14 protein-coding genes are annotated in these 15,875 nt (G+C 74.1%); 5 read left to right on the forward strand and 9 right to left on the reverse strand.

Translation table 11 applies throughout. The features are described 5' to 3' along the window. Positions 1 to 22: 22 nt before the first annotated feature. Positions 23 to 1,228 carry an MFS transporter gene (locus AMK13_RS34570; RefSeq protein ID WP_074005564.1) on the reverse strand — a complete coding sequence of 402 codons (1,206 nt, stop codon included), beginning with the start codon at positions 1,226 to 1,228 and terminating at the stop codon, positions 23 to 25. A 162-nt stretch (positions 1,229 to 1,390) separates the two neighbouring features. Here AMK13_RS34570 and AMK13_RS34575 point away from each other — a divergent pair, with 162 nt between their 5' ends. Further along, the gene (locus AMK13_RS34575; RefSeq protein ID WP_074005565.1) at positions 1,391 to 2,242 is read left to right on the forward strand and encodes a helix-turn-helix domain-containing protein; all 852 of its coding nucleotides are present in this window, start codon (positions 1,391 to 1,393) and stop codon (positions 2,240 to 2,242) included. Positions 2,243 to 2,460: 218 nt separating this feature from the next. Here AMK13_RS34575 and AMK13_RS34580 read toward each other — a convergent pair whose 3' ends face one another. The 3 genes from AMK13_RS34580 to AMK13_RS34590 all read right to left on the reverse strand — a co-directional run bounded on the left by AMK13_RS34580 (position 2,461) and on the right by AMK13_RS34590 (position 5,765). Beyond that, positions 2,461 to 4,011: an AMP-binding protein gene (locus tag AMK13_RS34580; protein WP_074005566.1), complete on the reverse strand. Its 1,551-nt coding sequence runs from the start codon at positions 4,009 to 4,011 to the stop codon at positions 2,461 to 2,463. A 172-nt stretch (positions 4,012 to 4,183) separates the two neighbouring features. Continuing rightward, complete coding sequence (locus tag AMK13_RS34585; protein ID WP_143204705.1) at positions 4,184 to 4,711, reverse strand: hypothetical protein; 528 nt, start codon at positions 4,709 to 4,711, stop codon at positions 4,184 to 4,186. Between the two features lie 304 nt (positions 4,712 to 5,015). Beyond that, positions 5,016 to 5,765, reverse strand: a complete 750-nt coding sequence (locus AMK13_RS34590; protein ID WP_074005568.1) for an SDR family oxidoreductase — start codon at positions 5,763 to 5,765, stop codon at positions 5,016 to 5,018. A 123-nt stretch (positions 5,766 to 5,888) separates the two neighbouring features. Here AMK13_RS34590 and AMK13_RS34595 point away from each other — a divergent pair, with 123 nt between their 5' ends. Beyond that, a complete protein-coding gene (locus AMK13_RS34595) occupies positions 5,889 to 7,274 on the forward strand; it encodes an aspartate aminotransferase family protein (RefSeq protein WP_074005569.1) in 1,386 nt (461 codons plus the stop codon). Between the two features lie 164 nt (positions 7,275 to 7,438). Then, positions 7,439 to 8,149: an alpha/beta fold hydrolase gene (locus AMK13_RS34600; protein WP_074005570.1), complete on the forward strand. Its 711-nt coding sequence runs from the start codon at positions 7,439 to 7,441 to the stop codon at positions 8,147 to 8,149. Between the two features lie 60 nt (positions 8,150 to 8,209). On the opposite strand, the gene AMK13_RS34605 is transcribed toward AMK13_RS34600, so the two are convergent. After that, positions 8,210 to 9,409: a pentapeptide repeat-containing protein gene (locus AMK13_RS34605; protein ID WP_074005571.1), complete on the reverse strand. Its 1,200-nt coding sequence runs from the start codon at positions 9,407 to 9,409 to the stop codon at positions 8,210 to 8,212. Between the two features lie 215 nt (positions 9,410 to 9,624). Here AMK13_RS34605 and AMK13_RS43155 point away from each other — a divergent pair, with 215 nt between their 5' ends. Next, complete coding sequence (locus tag AMK13_RS43155) at positions 9,625 to 9,804, forward strand: hypothetical protein (protein ID WP_143204706.1); 180 nt, start codon at positions 9,625 to 9,627, stop codon at positions 9,802 to 9,804. A 26-nt stretch (positions 9,805 to 9,830) separates the two neighbouring features. On the opposite strand, the gene AMK13_RS34610 is transcribed toward AMK13_RS43155, so the two are convergent. The 4 genes from AMK13_RS34610 to AMK13_RS34625 all read right to left on the reverse strand — a co-directional run bounded on the left by AMK13_RS34610 (position 9,831) and on the right by AMK13_RS34625 (position 14,347). Then, on the reverse strand, positions 9,831 to 11,045 hold the full coding sequence (locus AMK13_RS34610) for an alpha/beta hydrolase family protein (RefSeq protein ID WP_074005572.1): 1,215 nt from the start codon (positions 11,043 to 11,045) through the stop codon (positions 9,831 to 9,833). 105 nt (positions 11,046 to 11,150) lie between these two features. Beyond that, positions 11,151 to 12,182 carry a S66 peptidase family protein gene (locus tag AMK13_RS34615; protein WP_074005630.1) on the reverse strand — a complete coding sequence of 344 codons (1,032 nt, stop codon included), beginning with the start codon at positions 12,180 to 12,182 and terminating at the stop codon, positions 11,151 to 11,153. Between the two features lie 59 nt (positions 12,183 to 12,241). Continuing rightward, the gene (locus AMK13_RS34620; protein ID WP_079272769.1) at positions 12,242 to 13,573 is read right to left on the reverse strand and encodes a tetratricopeptide repeat protein; all 1,332 of its coding nucleotides are present in this window, start codon (positions 13,571 to 13,573) and stop codon (positions 12,242 to 12,244) included. A 156-nt stretch (positions 13,574 to 13,729) separates the two neighbouring features. Further along, positions 13,730 to 14,347, reverse strand: a complete 618-nt coding sequence (locus AMK13_RS34625) for a TetR-like C-terminal domain-containing protein (protein WP_074005573.1) — start codon at positions 14,345 to 14,347, stop codon at positions 13,730 to 13,732. Positions 14,348 to 14,415: 68 nt separating this feature from the next. On the opposite strand from AMK13_RS34625, the gene AMK13_RS34630 reads away from it, so the two are divergent. Then, the gene (locus AMK13_RS34630) at positions 14,416 to 15,786 is read left to right on the forward strand and encodes an alpha/beta hydrolase (protein ID WP_241853156.1); all 1,371 of its coding nucleotides are present in this window, start codon (positions 14,416 to 14,418) and stop codon (positions 15,784 to 15,786) included. Positions 15,787 to 15,875: the final 89 nt, after the last annotated feature.

Below are 15,875 nucleotides of genomic sequence, written 5' to 3' on the forward strand. Positions count from 1 at the left end.
GCACCGGCTGAACCGGTTGACGTCATCCGGGAGTTGATGGAGCGGTGGCGGGGCGGCGGGGGCCGGTCGCGGCGGAGAGGGCGAAGACCAGCAGGCCGAGGGCCGTCATGGCGGCGCCGGCGAGGTTGGTGAGGGGGAGGGCGGTGTCGGGGTGGGGGCCGCCGTGTTCGATGACGGCGGCGCCGAGCAGGGAGCCGAGGGTGATGCCCACGCCGAAGGCGGCGGTGTTGGCGGTGCCGACCAGGGCGGAGTCGCGGCCCGCGACCCGCAGGACGTAGGCCTGGGTCGGGGTGAGCAGGCCGAAGCCGCAGAAGCCGAGCAGGAAGAGGGTGGCCACGGCGGCGCCCTTGTGGTGGACGGTGGCGGTGAAGAGGGCGAGGGTGAGGGCGAGGGCCGCGAACAGGGCCGCCGTCGTCGGGACGAGGGCGCGGTCGGCGGCCCGGCCGGCCAGCCAGTTGCCCGCGACCAGCCCGGCGCCGTAGACGGCCAGCAGCCAGACCACGTCGCCCGTCCCGAAGCCGGTGACCGCGGTCAGCATCGGCTGGACGAAGGTGAAGGAGGCGAACAGCCCGCCGAAGCCGACGGCCGTCGCGGCGAGGGCCAGCCAGAGGCGGAGGCCTGCGAAGACGGCCAGTTCGGCGCGGAGCGAGGGCGCGGCGGAGGCGGGGGCGTCGGCGGGGGCGGTGCCCGTACGGGGGAGGAGCCGCAGCAGGCCGAGCAGTCCCGCCGCGCCGAACACGGCGACCAGCACGAACGCCCCGCGCCAGCCCCAGGCCTGCCCGGCCAGGGTGCCGATCGGCAGGCCGAGCACGTTGGCCAGGCTCAGCCCGGTGAACACCAGGGCGATCGCGGCTCCCCGCCGGGCCGTCGGGACGAGCCGGGAGGCCACGACGGAGGCGACGCCGAAGAAGGCGGTGTGGGTGCACCCGGTGAGGAAGCGGGTGGCCAGGAGCAGGCCGAAGGTCGGCGCGAGCGCCGAGGCGAGGTTGCCCGCCGTGAACAGCAGCATCAGCAGGACGAGCAGGCGCCGGCGGGGCATCCGCAGGGTGAGCAGGGCGAGCGCAGGACCGCAGGCCTGGCCGACGGCGTAGGCGGTGGTGACCAGCCCGGCGCGGGCGACGGTGACGTCGAAGTCGGTGGCGAGGGCGGTCAGCAGGCCGTTCGTGACGAACTCGGTCGTGCCGACGGCGAAGGCGCTGAGGGCGAGCGCGAGCAGGGCGGAGGGCATGGCGGTGGAGGGTCCTTGGCTGGGGCGGGGCCGGGGCGCGGCCGGACGGGGCCATGCTCCGGCGCCCCGCGCGCCCCCGGCCAGCCACCTGCCGTTCCTACTCCTCGGAGGGTCACCCGCGGCGCTGGCCTGCGGAAACCTTCCGCCGTAGCCTCGGTGGGCATGGGAGCCAACAGCGAGCTGGGCGAGTTCCTGCGCCTGTGCCGCGCCGCCGTCACCCCGGCCGAGCTGGACCTGCGCGTGCCGGCCGAGCACCGGAGGGTGGCCGGGCTGCGCCGGGAGGAGCTGGCCGGGCTGGCGGGCATCAGCGTCGCCTACTACACCCGGCTGGAGCAGGGGCGCAGCACCAACGCCTCGGACCAGGTGCTCGACGCGATCGCCCGCGTCCTGCGCCTGGACGCCACCCAGCGCACCCACCTGGGCGACCTCGCCCGCCACCCGCCCCGGGCCGTACGGAGCCGCCCTCCGGTCGAGCAGCCGGACCCGCGCTCGGTGCACCTCCTCGCCTCGCTGGACCACGTGCCCGCCCTGCTGCTCGGCCGCCGCAACGACGTGCTCGCCTGGAACCGCCTCGGCCACGCGCTGCTCGCCGGACACCTCCCGTACGGGGCGCCGGACGATCCGGCCACCCGGCCGTCGATGAGCCGGCTGCTGTTCCTGGACCCGCGCACCCGCGCGCTCGAACGGGACTGGGAGCACTACGCCCGGACCCACGTCGGCTACCTGCGGCTGGTCGCCGGGCGGTACGGGGAGGACCGCGAGCTGGCCCGGCTGATCGGCGAACTCAGCATGAAGAGCCCGGAGTTCGCCGCCTGGTGGGCGGGCGGGAACGTGCGGGAGTGCACCTTCGGCAGCAGGACGCTGGACCATCCGGCGGTCGGGCCGCTGGAGGTGACGTACCAGGTGTGGCTCCAACCCGACCGGCCGGACCACCGGTTGGAGGTCTACACCCCCGGCCCGGACCCGGCCGCCGCGGCGGCGCTCGACGCGCTGGCGCGGTCGCGGCAGCCGTAGCGGGGGAGAAGGGGAGAAGCCGACGGGGTGGCGGCCCTCAGCGCCGCCACCCCGTTGGCTTCTCGGCACGGGGCCCGTGGCGTGTTGAGCCAAACCCCACCTTGGGGTGAAGCCGGGTGGGGATTCCCGTGGGGACCGGTGCCGGTTCGGTGTGCGGCCGCCACTCCGGCCGCGCACCCCGGCCGCCGCGCCCGCTGCGGTCCGGCGGGTGCGGGCCTTCAGGCCGTGGCGGCCGCGCGCAGCCGCTTCTTGTCCGGCTTGCCGACGGGCGTCAGCGGGATCTCGTCGACGAGGTGCAGCACCTCGGGGGCGAAGATCCGCCCCTTGCGCTCGGTGACGAACGCGCGGAGGGTGTCCAGGTCGGGCCGCTGCCCCGGGGCGGGGACGACGGCGACGTGGACGTGCTCCGCCTCCTGGTCGTCGCGGACGCCGAAGACGGCGCAGCGGGCGACCGCCGGGTGGGTGAGCAGGAGGTCCTCCACCTCGGAGGGGTAGACGTGGCCGCCGACCACGATGATCAGGTCCTTGACCCGGTCGGAGAGGTAGAGGTAGCCGTCCTCGTCGAAGTAGCCGACGTCCCCGGTGTTCAGCCAGCCGTCCCGGAGCACCGCGGCGGTGAGGTCGGGCCGCTTCCAGTACCCGGCCATGACGGCGTCGGAGCGCAGGTGGATCCCGCCCTGTTCGCCGGTCGGCAGGTCGGTGCCGTCGGCGGAGCGGATCGCCACCTCGACGCCCGGGACGGGCCGGCCGACCGGGACCTGGCCGCCGGGGCCGATCCGGTCGTGCTCCTGCGGGGTGAGGAAGGAGATCAGCTGGGCCTCCGACATCCCGTAGAGGCCGACCAGGACCGGCCCGAAGACCTTGAGCGCCTCGTGGATCCGGGTCGGTGAGGCGGCGCTGCCCCCGTAGGAGAGGTACCGCAGGCTGGACAGGTCGGTGCGGCCGATCGCCGGGTGGTCGAGCAGCTGGTGGAGCAGCGGCGGCAGCACCCAGAGGTCGGTGATGTGCTCGCGCTCGATGGCGGCCAGGACCGCGCCGGGCTCGAAGGAGCGCTGGAGGACCACCGTGCCGCCGTGCTGGAGGGTCAGGTCGGCGAAGATGCCGGCCAGGTGGGCGAGCGGGGTGGCGGCGAGGAGGCGGGGCGCGCCGGCGGCGGGGTCGCTGCCGATCGGGGCGTCGAAGATGCGGCGGTACGGCCCGTGCAGGCTGAGGATGCCCTTGGGGATGCCGGTGGTGCCGCCGGTGTGGCGGATGCTGAGGTCGTCCTCCGGCCCGACCCGGACGTCCGGGGGTTCGGCGGGGCGGTGGGCGGAGGCGGCGATGACGTCCTCGCCGAGGGCGGCGGGGTCGCCGCCGGGTCCGGGGCCGAGGGTGAGGACGGTCGGCACGTCGATCAGCGGGAGCAACTCGGCGGCCTCGGCGTACCGTTCGGCGTCCACGAGCAGCACGGTGGTGTCGACGCTCGCCGTGATCTCGGCCAGGACCGGGGTGCTCATGCCGTCGTACAGGTTCACCACCCGGGCCCCCGCGAGGCCCGCCGCGTACCGGGCGCTCAGGGCCTCGGGGGTGTTGCCGGTCAGCAGGGTCACGGTGGTGCCGCGGGCGGCGCCCCGGGCGATCAGCTCGTGGGCGAGGCGGTAGGCGGCGGCGGCGAAGTCGCCGGCGGTGATCTCGGCGCCGTCGGCGGTGACGACGGCCTGCCGGTCGGGATCGGAGGCGAGGGACTGGAGGATCAGAGCGGGACCGCTGACGAACTCCGCGTCGGGCATGGCTACTTCTTCCTTGTAGTTTGCAACCATGTCCACAGGCTAACCCCAACCTCCGCCCCTGGTCCGGGAACTGCCGAGGAGGGCCGAATGTGATCGTCCGTCACCCGGACAGGGGAATGATCGTGGGCGCGCGCCTGTTTCGGGGCGCACACCCGCTGAGGGGCTCGCGTGGTCAGAACGCCGCCGGGGGCCGGAGGGCGAGGTCGGTGGCGGTGGCCCAGTGCTCGGTCGCGGCGGTGACGATCGCGTAGCCGGGCTGGGAGGGGAGCCGGGAGATCAGGGCGCTGCGGCAGCCGTGGCTGCGGTGGACCTCGACGGGGACGGGGACACCGTGGAGCCGGACCTCGCCGGGGGTGGGCGGGCCGTCCGGCGGGGCGAGGTGGATGCGGGGGTCGAGGCGGTCCGAATTCGCCAGGAAGGTGGAGAGTTGGGACTGCGGGGTGGTGAGGGAGCCCACCCGGTGGCCGGACGGGACGGGGCGCGAGGTCTGGACGACGGCCACGAGTTCGCCGTCCAGGTGGTAGTTGAGGTCGAGGTGGCAGAGGTAGCCGTCGGAGGACAGCCGCCCCAGCAGGAAGCGCCACCCGCGCGGGGCGTCGCGGAGCACGGCGATCTGCTCGCCCCACTCCTCGGCGGTCTCGCGGTGCGTCGGTATGCGGATGCCGTGCGGGCGGGTGTCGCGGAACAAGGGCTCCCCCAACGGGCTGGTGGTGACCGGGCGTCGGCACGATGATCGCGCCGCGAGGGGCACCGCGGGAGGGGGAGACGACTTTTCGGCCGTTCGCCGCGTCGGCGGATTGCTTCGGGCCGGGGTGGGACAGAAGCTTCGGGGCGTCGGCTTCGGCGGCGTCGCGGGGACATCCGGGCAACAACCCGGTGAACCGCGGCCGACGCCGGTCGAACGGCAGTGGCAACCGGACGGGGGACGGGACATGGGTCAGGGCGGTGCCGCGACGTTCCGTGCGGGGGCGGCGCGGCGCCCGGTCGGCCCAGGAAGACGGGCGCTAGCCGCGGCCCACGTACGGCATGGCGCTGGGCATGACCAGGACGGACTGGATGTTCACCCCGAGCGGCAGTCCGGCCATGGTCCGCACCATGTCGACCACGTGCCGCACGTCCATGGTCGGTTCGACCCGCCGTGAGCCGTCGGCCTGGAGGACGGCCGGCTGGGGGTGGTCGGGCGGGGTCACGTTCCCGATGTCGATCTGGCCGCAGGAGATGTCGTGGCGGCGGCCGTCCAGGGACAGCGAGCGGGTCAGCCCGGCCACCGCGTGCTTGGCGGCGGTGAAGGCGGCGGAGTCCGGGCGGGGCGTCTGTGCGGAAGGCGCGCCGTTGTTGATGATCCGTCCGCCGCGCGGGGTCTGACGCTTCATGATCCGGAAGGCCGCGCGCGAGCAGAGGAAGGTGCCGGTGGCGATGGAGTCCATCACGCGGTGCCAGTCCTCGACGGCCACGTCCTCGGTCGGGGTGTACGGCATGACGTCGGCGGCGTTGTTGAACAGGAGGTCCAGCCGTCCGAACCGTTCCTCGACGAACTCGAACAGGCCGTCCACGGCCACCGGGTCGGTGATGTCGGCGGGGAAGGGGACGGCGCGGTCGCGGTCGGCGGGGGCGGCGAGCCCGGCCGTCTCCGCGAGCGGCTCCTTGCGGCGGCCGACCAGGACCACCGTCCAGCCGTCCGCCAGCAGGCCCAGCGCGCTCGCCCGCCCGATGCCGCGCCCCGCCCCGGTGACGACCGCCGTCCGCTCCGCCATGCCCCACGTCCCCTCTGCTCCGCTCTGCTCTGCTCTGCTCGCGATGCCGTCCGGCAGGAACCCGTCCCGACGAAGGGCACCCCGAGCGTGCCCGGACAACCCTCGACCAAACAGGAGTCGCACATGAATGGCCGTAACCCGGCGGCGCAGTCGAACGGCCGCAGCCCGGCGCACGTGGATGTCCCCGGCCCGGTACCGGGCCGGACCGACGGCAGCCGGCAGTGGTTCGAGCGGGCCAAGGAGTCGCTGGCGGGCGGCGTCAGCTCCTCCGCCCGGCTGACCTCGACCGGCCCCGACCCCTACCCGCTCTACCTGGTGGGCGGTTCGGGCGCGCGGGTCCGGGACGTCGACGGCAACACGTACGTGGACTACCTCGCCGGCTACGGGAGCGCGGTGCTGGGCCACGCCGACCGGCAGCTCGCCGAGGCGCTCGGCGCCGTCCTGGGCGCCGGCACGATGTTCGGCACCTGCAACACGGTGGAGGTCGAACTCGCCGAGCTGATCCGGGAGATGGTGCCCTGCGCGGAGCTGGTCCGGTTCGCCAACTCGGGCAGCGAGGCGGTGCAGGGGGCGGTGCGGGCCGCCCGTGGCTACACCGGGCGGTCCAAGGTGCTCAAGTTCGAGGGCCACTACCACGGTTGGTCGGACACCCTGGCCGTCTCCAACCGGCCCGACCCCGCCGAGGCCGGGCCGTACGGCGCGCCGCGCTCCGTGCCCCACTCGGCCGGCATCCCGGCCGGTGTCGTCGGCGACGTCGTGGTCTGCCCGTGGAACGACCCGGGGGCGCTGCGCGCGGTCCTGGACGCCCACCGGGGCGAACTCGCCGCCGTCGTCTGCGAACCGATCGTCGCCAACAACGCCTGCACCATGCCCGCGCCGGGCTACCTGGCGCTACTGCGGGAGGAGTGCACGGCGCGCGGCATCGTGCTGGTCTTCGACGAGGTCTGCACCGGCTTCCGCACCGGCCCCGGCGGCGCCCAGGCGCTGTTCGGGGTCGTGCCGGACCTCGCCGTCTACGCCAAGGCGCTCGGCGGGGGCCTGCCGATCGCGGCCTTCGCGGGGCGGCGCGAGGTGATGGAGCCGGTGGCCGAGGGACGGGTGAAGCACGGCGGCACGTACAACGCCTCGCCGCTGTCCGCGACGGCCTCGCTGGTGACGCTGCGCAGGCTGAACCGGCCGGACACCGTGAAGCACGTCGAGGAGAGCGGCCGACGGATCATGGAGGCCGTCCGGCGGGCCGCCCGGGACCGGGGCGTCCCCTGCGCGGTCCAGGGGGTGGGTGCGATGTTCCAGGTGGTGTTCACCGCCGACGGCGAGCCGACCCGGCACTACCGGGACCTGCTCCGCAGCGACCAGGCCCGCCACCACGCGTTCCGCCACGAGCTGCTCCGCCGGGGGATCCACGTCAACGCGTACGGGATGGCCTGCTGGTTCGTCTCGGCCGCCGTGACGGAGGACGACCTGGACGAGACCTGCGAGGCCGTGGAGGGCGCGTTCCGCACCCTGTGAGCCGGCGCTGTTTGCGCGGGAAGTCGGCGGGGCCGACTTCCCGCGCGCGGCCGGGCGGAGGCGGGCGGGTGCACCGGTGACTGTCGGAGGCGGGTCGTACACTCGCGCGTGGCAAGGGAGTTCCGGGAAACCGGAGTCGGCCGGCGTACGAGGGGGACTGTTCCATGGCGACGTTCGTGCTGATCCACGGCGCGGCGGCCGATTCCTGGTGCTGGGAGCCGTTGGCGGCCGAGCTCCGGGGGCGGGGCCACGAGGTGGTCGCGCCGGACCTGCCGTGCGAGGACGACACGGCCGGGCTGGCCGAGTACGCGGACGCGGTGGTGGCGGCGGTGGCTCCTGAATGGCCGACCAGCGACCGGACGGGCCCGCTCGTGGTCGTCGCGCACTCCTTCGGCGGCTTCACCGGCCCGCTGGTGTGCGCCCGGCTGCCGGTGGACCTGCTGGTCATGCTCCAGGCCCAGGTGCCGGCGCCGGGGGAGACGCCGGGCGCGTGGTGGGAGAACACCGGCTACCCGGAGGCCCGCCGCGAATCCGACCGCGCCAGGGGCGTGGCGGAGGGCGCGGAGGAGGACGAGCGCGCCCTCTTCCTGCACGACACCCCGCCCGCCCTGGCCGAGGAACTCCTCACCGAGCACGGGCGACGCCAGTCGGCCACGCCGTTCGGGACACCGTGGCCCCTGGAGGCCTGGCCGCAGGTGCCGACCAGGTTCCTGCTGGCCACCGGCGACCGCTTCTTCCCGCCCGCCTTCCTGCGCCGGCTCGTCCAGGACCGGCTCGGCCTCCGGCCGGACGAGATGCCGGGCGACCACCTCCCGATGCTCGGCCACCCGGAAGAGCTGGTCGAGCGCCTGGAGGCGTACCTGGCGGCGCTGTAGCCGGGTCGCACCGCGCGGAAGGTCGGCGGCGCGTGAACGCCGTCAGTCGGGGGCGTTCGGTCAGTCGGGGTTCTGTACGACCTTGATGGACTGCAGCTGGGCCGGCGTCAGTTGGGCCTCGGTGAGGCCGCGCTTGGTGAAGCGCGCGCGGGAGAGGTCGGCGCCGGCGAAGGAACAGCCGCTCAGCACCGCGCCGGTGAGGTCCGCGCTGGCGAGCTTGGCGTGGTCGAAGTGGCAGTTCGTCAGGACGGCCCACTTGAAGCTGGTCTCGCTCAGGTCGGCGTGGCGGAAGTCGGCGCCCGAGGCCTTGCATCCCCGCAGCCTGGCCTGGGGGGCCGAGGCGCCCACCAGCTCCGTTCCCGTGAGGACGGCGCCGGACAGGTTCGCGTCCGGGATCCTGGTGTCCACCATGGTCGTGCCGGAGAGATCGCACCGGGTGAGGTCGGCCGAGGTGAGATCGGCGGAGTCCAGGTCGACACCGGTGAGGGTCGCCTCCACGAGTCGGGCGTCTCCCAGCTGCGCGTACTCCAGGGAACTGCCCGACAACAGGCTCGAACTCAGGTTGGCCCGCCACAACCGGGCCCCGTCCCAGACCAGGTTCCGGAGATCGAGCCGCGAAAGGTTGAAGTGGCCGCCGGAATACCGCTCGGGCAGACGGCCCAGGATCAGCACCGCCACCTGGACGTCCTCGGCCGGATCCGGCTCCGGGCTGGTGGAACCCCCGAGTGGGCGGGCCTCCCGGAGGAAGTCGCGCAGCATCGACGGCCAGGACGGCTCGGTGGCCTCCTGGTCCTGCGGCGGGGTGCGCCAGGCGAGCCGTTCCAGGCGGTAGAGGGCGGCGATGCGGCGCTCCGGGTCGGTGGACCGGAGCTCCTCCCGTAGCGCCGCATCCGTGGTGCCCGCCTTGGGGGGTGGCGCCGGTGCGTCCCGGTCCGCGTCGTCGGCGGCCAGCCAGAGCCGGTGGAAGCGTTCGACCTCGTCCTCCGGGTCCGGCTTCTGCCGCCCGACGGCGGTGCCGGCCAGGTACCGGACCATGGACTCCACCCGCGCCCAGGCGGGTACGGCCACGCCGTGCAGCAGTTGGCTCGCGGTGTCGTGGCTCACTGTCGTCGGCAGCTCGTCCCGCTGCTTGATGCCGAGGGAGATCTCGCGGAGGCTGGGTTTGCCCGCGCCCCGGTACAGCCCGTGCAGCGCTTCGACCAGGTCCCTGCGTGGCCCGGGCGGGAGCTTCTCGCTGGTCGGAACGACGATTCCCGCCAAGGCCGCGCTACCCCTCGATGGACTGTCAGATTTCGTCCGTAACTGTCGGTCCATCATGAAGTGGCGGGGCGGTTCTGTCAGTTGAACGCGGGTTCCTGGCGGCAGGCCTCCGGTTTCATCCGGTCTCATCGACCGGGCGCGGTGCTGCCTCTGTCCGCCGCCAGGGTTGATCCAGGCCGTGAGAGGCGGCCGTCCAAGGGATGAGGAGGAGCGCGATGTTCGAGCACGGTCGGCCCGGTGGGGTGGGACGGAGTGGCGAGGTGGCCGGACGGCGCCGTCGGTGGCGGGTCGTCCGGCGCACCGTCGCCCTGTACTTCGTCCGGGGCATGGCCACGGCGGCGGGCGGCGCCACCGTGACCGGCCTGCTCGCCTGGCTGGTCGCCCAGCGGGGCTAGGAGACAGGCCCTGCCGCGGCGCCGCACTAGCGCTGGAAGACCACTTCCGGATTGTCCGGCGAGGGGCCGTCCAGCAGCGGACCGTCGATCCCCTTCAGCGTCCGGTCGAAGAACGCCGTCACGTACTCGCGGGTGATCTCCACCCCGCGTGCCGGGGAGAGGGGCGGCGCCGGGAACCCGGCCTGCTCGTGCAGCAGGTCCAGGTCGCTGAAGCTGAAGTGGTCGGCGCCGGCGACCGTCAGCCACTTCTTGTAGCCGCCGAGGGCGTCCCAGGCCTGCCCCCACGTGGTGTCGCCGCCACCGGCCGGGTGGTTGTCGGGCGAACCCAGCATGAGGAACGGCCGGTTGATCTGGCCGGGCGTCGGGACCGGCTTGAAGGCGCCGTCCATGTTCACGCCGGCCCGTACGCGCGGGTCGGCGACCATCGCGGCGGAGGCCGCCGCTCCGCCGATGGAGTGTCCGGCCATGCCGATCTCGTGCTTGTCGATGAGGTGTGCCAGGCGCCACGCGGTATTGCCGTGCGTCAACTGGTCGATCAGGAAGGACACGTCCCGCGCGCGGTTGGTGGGGATGGAGTCGATCCGCGACGGGTCGCCGCAGATCGCGCACGGCGTCGTCTGGCCGTCCGCCAGCGTCTCGCCGCTGTCCTCGTAGGTGTCGCCGACGAGCGCGACGACGTAGCCGTGACTGGCCAGGTCGGTCGCGAGCGCGGTGAGCGTGACGCGCGGGTCCTCGTACGCGGGTGAGAGGACCACCAGCGGATACTTGCCGGGCTGCGGCCGCGCGCCGTCGAAGGCGTGCGTGGTGACTCCGGCGATGGTCTGTGGGGTGATGCCGGAGCTCGCCGGCAGGTTCTGCCGCTGGACGATTCCGGTTGCCTCGCCGAGGGACATGTAGGGGGCCGGGGTCCCCGTCCCGGGGACGGCCGGGTAGACCATGGTGACGGCCAGTTGGCGGGGGCCGGATGACGGCACCCACGGGTCGAGGCGGCTCGTGTCCGTGAGGTGGATGACGTCCTCGCCGGCGGCGTAGGGGCCGGTCGGCGCGGGGAGCGCGCCCTGGAAGGTCCGCGCGGGTGCGGCGGCCGCGGCCGGTGCGGTGTCGAACGCGCGCGTGGCCACCGGTGCGGCCACCGGTGCGGCCGACGGTCCGGCCGTGGCGGCGAACCCGGCGCCGGTTCCGGTGGCGAGGGCGGCGAGCGTCAGCACCGTGACTGCGCTGATACGGCGATTGCGTTTCATGGGACAGACGCTAGGGTCCCGCGGCTCCGTGTCGGATCAACCCGTTGAGGTAACCGTCCTGTTGTCGTTCGTAGCCCCCACGGGGTACCGGGTCATACGCCGGGGCTACGTCGTGCGGCGCGGGGCTCCCTTGGTCGGCTCGTGGGGCTCCACCGCCGGTTCGAGCAGGGCGAGCGTCCGCTGCCGCGCGTCGAGGCCGACGCGGACGCCGACCGGCATCGGCAGGTTCGGGCCGGCGTGCCCGAAGTCGACGTTGCCCAGGGCCGGGATGTCACGGTCCCCGAGGACGTCGAGGACGATCTCGCGCAGGGTCGGGGACGCGCCGGGTTCGAGGCCGCCGATCTCGCGCGGAACGCCCACGACCATGCCGGCGATTTGGTCGAGGATGCCGCTGTGCCGCATCACGTGCAGGTAGCTCCACACGTACGAGGCCAGGCCGCCCATCTCCTCCCAGAACAGCACCGCACCGTCGAACCGTTCGAGCGGCAGCGCGAAGGGCGTCGCCTGCGCCAGCACGATCCGGTTGATCAACCCGCCGATCAGCGGCCCTTCGACACGGCCGGGACGCCAGCACTCCCATGACGGGCTCGCGGGCAGTGCGCCGATCGCCTCGGTGCCGGTCAGCAACCTGGCGTAGAGCGCCTCGAGTTCTGCCTGGCGCGCCGCGGGCGCGGACCGCCAGTGTCCGCCGAAGCCGGGGACGGCCATGTCGGCGTGGAACCCGACCAGGCCCGTGCGCGCGTGGAGCACCAGGTGCAGCAGGGAGATGTCGCTGTAGCCGAGGATCGGTTTGGGGTCGGCCCTGATCGCCTCGACGTCGATCAGGTCGAGGTAGCCGAGCGCCGTCTGGCCGCCGTCACTGGCGACGATCGCGCGCACCTCGGGATCGCGCAGGAGGGCGTTGAGCTCCCCGGCGATCTCCGCCGGCGTGGCCGCGCTCCACCAGTGGCGGCGGCCCGCTTCGAGGAGCGGAGCCCGGCGCACCCGGAATCCCATCCGCTCCAGCACGGCCACCGTCCGCTCGACGTTGGGCTCGTACGCGGGCGGCAGCGGACCGGACAGCGCGGCGATGACGACGAGGTCTCCGGGCGCCAGGGCACGCGGTCGAAGCAGTCGAGGCGGTGCGGAACCAGTCATGGCGTCAGTGTCGCCGCCGCCGTCGGCGGGGTCACCCGACTTTCGCCGGAAGGGTTCTGTCACCACCCCCGGCGTTCGGCGGCCGCGCGTTCCTCGGCGATGGTGGGGATGGCGGCGAGGGCCTCGGCCGGGCGGCCGTTCCGGAGCAGCATGTCGGCCAGGTCGAGGGTGGCCCGGTAGTGGGTGGACGCGCGGAGGAGTGCGACGGCCTCCTCCAGTCGGCCGTCCAGCTCCAGCAGCCGTGCCAGCGAGGTGTCCCACGCGCCGGGCTGCCGTTCGTTGAGGGCGGTGGCCTCCGCGATGCCCTGCGGGCAGCGGCCGGCCTCGCCGAGCAGCCGGAGCCGCAGCTGGAGGACGTCGTCCGGGTGCCCTTCGGCGTACGGGCCGGTGAGCCCTTCCACGAGTTCGAGCGCGCGGTCGGGGCGGCCGTCGTCGACGAGCAGGTCCAGTGTCCGGTGGAGGAGGTTCCCGCAGTCGTGGTAGTCGAAGGTGGGCCGGCCGGTCTCGACGGCTTCGTCGATCCTGCCCTGGCGGACGAGGAGGTCCATCAGCGCCGCGCGGTCGTTCGAGAGGTCGTGGGCCTCGATGCGTTCGCGCAGCAGGGCCTCGGCCTCGGGTGCGCGCCCCGCGTCCTCCAGTGCCTTCGCGTACGCGTCGAAGGCGGCGTAGGGCTGGTCGGCGGCGAGGGATGCCAGCTCCTCGATCAGGCCCTGCCGGGCGAGGAGTTCCGCGTGGTACTCGGGGAAGTTGACGGGGTGGTGCCGGCCGGCGGCCGCTTCGGTGCGCAGGGTCTCGACGGCCGCGTCGGTTCGCCCGGCGCGTTCCAGGACCCGGGCGGTCAGGAGCAGCACCTGCCACCGCTCCAGCGAGTCCGTCGGCTCGGTCCCCGCGCGCTCCGCGGCCTGGGCGAGCACGTCGAGGACCTGGTCGTCCGCCCCCTGGCCCTCGGTCGCCTCGACCAGGCACGACAGCGGCCAGGACGCCCCGAGGTGGGGCGTGAGCACCTCGATGGCCTCGTCGATCCGTCCGGCCTTCGCCGACAACTCGGCGTAGCGCACGCACACGTGGGCGTCGTCCAGCTCGGCCGCGTCCGGGCGCACCATCGCGAGGGCCTCGTCGGCCTCGCCCTGCCGGATCATGACCTCGGCGGTGACCCACTCGGCGGCCCGCCAGCCGATGTCCGTGAACGGGTCCAGGAGTGCCAGCGCCCGCTCGAACTCCCCGACCGCGCCCAGCTCCAGTGCCGCCGCCTTCGCGCAGTTCCAGTCCCCGCGCTCCTGCGCCGCCCGGGCGAGCAGCTCCACCTGGCCCAGGTCGAGGAGGGTCTGCGCCATGCGCGGGTGGACGCCGCCGAGGTTGTGCGCTTGCCAGGAGAGGTCGTCGATGTTCACGCGGGGAGCGTACGAACCGCCACTGACAGCGGTCCTGGGCTCGCCCCGTCCAGGGGCGGACCGGGGCCGGACCGTACGGGGAAGCCCTCGGCGTCCACCGCCCGCGTGCACGAGAAGTCGGCCGGTCCGACTTCTCGTGCACGCGGGGCTGGCCCGTCAGGGCGTGGGTTCGGCTTCGCGGAGTCCGCGGAACACCGCGGGGGTCGTCCAGCCGCGCAGTGCGGCGTGGATCGTCGACTTGAACGCGGCCCGCGCGGTGGGGGCGTCGAGGGCTCCGGCGAGTTCGAGGGTGACGAGCCCGTGCAGGGTCACCCAGAGCGAGAGGGCGATCGAGGGTGCCGGGCCGTCGAGGACGGACTCCGCGACGGCCCGGTCGATCGCGGCGGTGAGCGGTCGGACGGGGTCGCTGGTGCCGACCGTGTCCGACGGTTCGAAGGACTGCACCCCGCCGAACAGCACCGTGTACAGGTGGCGGTGTTCGAGCCCCCAGTGCCGGTAGGCCGTGGCGAGGGCGTAGATGTCGGCGAGGGGGTCCGCGGAGGTGGGTACGTCCGCGACGGCGCGGAACAGGCCGGCGACGGCCTGGTCGCGGACGGCCGAGATCAGTCCGTCCTTGCCGCCGAAGAGGGAGTACACCGCCGTCGTCGAGGTGCCCGCGGCCGCGGCGACGGCCCGGACCGTGACGGTCTCCTGCGGGCGGGTGGCGAGCCACTCGGTCGCGCACGCCACGAGGCGCTCTCCGACGGTCTCGTCGTTCGTCTTCGGCCTTCCCATGACGGGGAGCCTACCGCCTTTGATAACGTCGTTTTGAAACAGCGTTACGAAACAAGGAGGGCTCCACCTTGTCCACGTTCGCCCTGCCCGCGACGCTCTTACGTCGCGCCGCCCGCTCGCTGTCGGCCCTGGCCGCCGTCCTGGCGTCGGTCCTCGCCTTCCTCGCCCTGGTAGTCCTCACGGACGGGGCGGGCTCGGGGCTCGCCGCCTGGCTGCCGGTCCTCGCGGTCGGGACCGCCCTCGCGCTGTGGCGGAGCCGGAGCCGGAGCTGGGACCGGGACCGGAGCCGGAGCCGCGCCCGGGTGGCCCGGCTCGTGCCGTTCCTGCCGGTGCTCGTCGCGGCGGCGCTGACGGCGCCGGTCTGCGTCCCGACCGTGCCCACGGCCCGGCAGTACCCGCCGGACCTGCCGTTCGTGGCCACGGAGCGCTGGAGCCTGGACACCGGCAGCAGCGTCGCGGTGTACCACTACCCGCCCGCCGGGCCCGGCCCCCGGCACCCCGTCCCGCTCGTGTACCTCAACGGCGGTCCGGTGCGCGGCATTTCGCTGCTCGACCACCGGTTCCTGCAACTCCTGGCGGGGCAGGGCTACGACGTCTACGCCTACGAGCAGCCCGGCGGCGGACGCAGCGGCCTGCTCCCCATGGACCAGTACACGGCCGACCGGTCGGTCCGCGACCTCGGCGCCTTCGTCGACCGCCTGGGCGGGGGCGCGGTCGACGTCCTCGGGTTCTCGTCGGGCGCGGTCGTGCTCACCCGGGCCCTGGCCGATCCCGGAACCGCCGCGCGCGTGCACCGGGCGGTCATCGCCGAACCCGGCCCGATGGACGGCCCCACCGCGCGGATCGCCGGGCACCAGGGCCGCGAATCCGCGCGCGGCCTCGCCCCGGACCCGACCGGGCCGCGATCGACGCACGTCCCCCGCTACGCGGTGGCGTTCGGCCTCATGCGGCTCGGACTCCTCAGCCCCGGCACCGGGCTGATCGGACAGGCCGAGGGCGACAACGCCTTCACCGCCGCCGACCTGGGCGGCGACACCGCATCCGCCTACTGCGCGCGCGACGCGCACCGCATCCCCGTCGAGGACAGCGCGCGGAACTTCTCCTTCAGCCCCGCCGCCAGCCTCCGCGTCCAGCGGACGGTCAGGGACTCGGCCTCCATCGCACCGCAGTTGGGGCGGTCCCGGACCCCCGCGATGCTGATGATCGCCGAGTGCTCCTCGCAGGTCCGCCAATGGGCGACCGCCGTCCTCGCCGCCGACCCCGCGATCCAGCGCACCCAGTTCATGCCGGGGGTCGGGCACCACATGTGGAACGGCCTCGACGGCAACAACGACCGGGCCGCGGCCGTGATCGGCGCGTTCCTCCAGGACCAGCCGGCGCCCCTGCCGAACTCCCCGACCCGCGAGGGGATTCCGGCCTTCCTGCGCGACCACGAGTGAAGGCCCGGCAGCCGCGTACGGGGTGGACCGCCGGCGGCCGGGCCGGGAGAGACCGTGCTGCACAGGAAGTCGGCGGGTCCGACTTCTCG

It is taken from the genome of Streptomyces sp. CB02056, from assembly GCF_001905545.1.
In the GTDB taxonomy this organism is placed as follows: Bacteria; Actinomycetota; Actinomycetes; order Streptomycetales; family Streptomycetaceae; genus Kitasatospora.

What these genes read in the sequence shown, in the direction of transcription:
- AMK13_RS43155 (WP_143204706.1), top strand. Translation starts at nt 9,625, where the DNA reads ATGTTCGAGCACGGTCGGCCCGGTGGGGTGGGACGGAGTGGCGAGGTG.
- AMK13_RS34615 (WP_074005630.1), bottom strand. Translation starts at nt 12,182, where the DNA reads ATGACTGGTTCCGCACCGCCTCGACTGCTTCGACCGCGTGCCCTGGCG.
- AMK13_RS34595 (WP_074005569.1), top strand. Translation starts at nt 5,889, where the DNA reads ATGAATGGCCGTAACCCGGCGGCGCAGTCGAACGGCCGCAGCCCGGCG.
- AMK13_RS34590 (WP_074005568.1), bottom strand. Translation starts at nt 5,765, where the DNA reads ATGGCGGAGCGGACGGCGGTCGTCACCGGGGCGGGGCGCGGCATCGGG.
- AMK13_RS34600 (WP_074005570.1), top strand. Translation starts at nt 7,439, where the DNA reads ATGGCGACGTTCGTGCTGATCCACGGCGCGGCGGCCGATTCCTGGTGC.
- AMK13_RS34625 (WP_074005573.1), bottom strand. Translation starts at nt 14,347, where the DNA reads ATGGGAAGGCCGAAGACGAACGACGAGACCGTCGGAGAGCGCCTCGTG.
- AMK13_RS34610 (WP_074005572.1), bottom strand. Translation starts at nt 11,045, where the DNA reads ATGAAACGCAATCGCCGTATCAGCGCAGTCACGGTGCTGACGCTCGCC.
- AMK13_RS34580 (WP_074005566.1), bottom strand. Translation starts at nt 4,011, where the DNA reads ATGCCCGACGCGGAGTTCGTCAGCGGTCCCGCTCTGATCCTCCAGTCC.
- AMK13_RS34570 (WP_074005564.1), bottom strand. Translation starts at nt 1,228, where the DNA reads ATGCCCTCCGCCCTGCTCGCGCTCGCCCTCAGCGCCTTCGCCGTCGGC.
- AMK13_RS34575 (WP_074005565.1), top strand. Translation starts at nt 1,391, where the DNA reads ATGGGAGCCAACAGCGAGCTGGGCGAGTTCCTGCGCCTGTGCCGCGCC.